The following is a 1,015-nucleotide window of genomic DNA, read 5'->3' on the forward strand; positions in this document are numbered from 1 at the left end:
CTTGTGCGCGACAACCAGGCGAAGCAGAGGCGACATGGCGCTGCGGTCGCGCACAAGTGCGCTCCTACAAAGGATCGGCAATTTTTTTGCGTGAAGGTGTAGCCGAAAGTGAAACAGAAGGCTAAAATAGCGGGCTCGAGTGAAGTGCAGTCATCGCCGAACGTGAAGATTTCCACACGGCAATGCAAAAAAACTGAAAAAAAGAGTTGACGCACCGCCCTCGAATCTGAATAATTCCGCTTCTCGCTTCGGCGCTTTCCACCCCGGTGGTTAAGCGACAAGGCAAAAGTTAAAACGCGCCCGTAGCTCAGTTGGATAGAGTACCWGGCTACGAACYTGGYGGTCGGGAGTTCGAATCTCTCCGGGCGCGCCATATAACAGCAAGATGTGATGTTCGCATCACGGCTTGCACCGCAAGGCAATGAATCGCCAGGCGGTCCGAACGTAAGGTTTAGAAGTTCGGTGTGCTTTGATACGGATTGACTAGGCTAGGCGTCACCCGTAGCATTTCAAAGCTTCAGCCCGAACAGGTTGAGGGTTTCGAAATCGGGGTATAGCTCAGCCTGGTAGAGCGCCAGCTTTGGGAGCTGGATGTCGGGGGTTCGAATCCCTCTGCCCCGACCATGCAGATGCTATGCACAATGTGCACAAGCGCCTGTAGCTCAACCGGATAGAGCATCGGCCTTCTAAGCCGACGGTTGCAGGTTCGATTCCTGTCGGGCGCGCCAGTTCAAAGTTTGCGGTGGATGTAGCTCAGCTGGTTAGAGCATCGGATTGTGATTCCGAGGGTCGTGGGTTCGAGTCCCATCTTCCACCCCAGTTGACGAAAGTAAGTACAAACAGTTTCAGGGCCGTTAGCTCAGTTGGTAGAGCAGTTGACTCTTAATCAATTGGTCGAAAGTTCGAATCTTTCACGGCCCACCAATTCGAAAGGCACCTAGAGAAATCTAGGTGCCTTTTGTTTTGCGTGTCCCATTGTCCTGAAGCTTAGTCCGCTGGCAGGGCACGCCCAAGG

General features: G+C 53.4%; 5 tRNA genes. All 5 read left to right on the top strand.

What is annotated here, in order from left to right:
- Window positions 1–296: 296 nt before the first annotated feature.
- Window positions 297–373 (top strand) — tRNA-Arg (locus AC1DMG_RS22330).
- Between the two features lie 174 nt (window positions 374–547).
- A tRNA-Pro gene (locus AC1DMG_RS22335) sits at window positions 548–624 on the top strand.
- Window positions 625–651: 27 nt separating this feature from the next.
- Window positions 652–728, top strand: a tRNA-Arg gene (locus tag AC1DMG_RS22340).
- A gap of 14 nt (window positions 729–742) precedes the next feature.
- A tRNA-His gene (locus tag AC1DMG_RS22345) sits at window positions 743–819 on the top strand.
- Between the two features lie 29 nt (window positions 820–848).
- Window positions 849–924 (top strand) — tRNA-Lys (locus tag AC1DMG_RS22350).
- The last annotated feature ends 91 nt before the right edge of the window (window positions 925–1,015 follow it).

It is taken from the genome of Dyella sp. 01N36 (assembly GCF_056399745.1).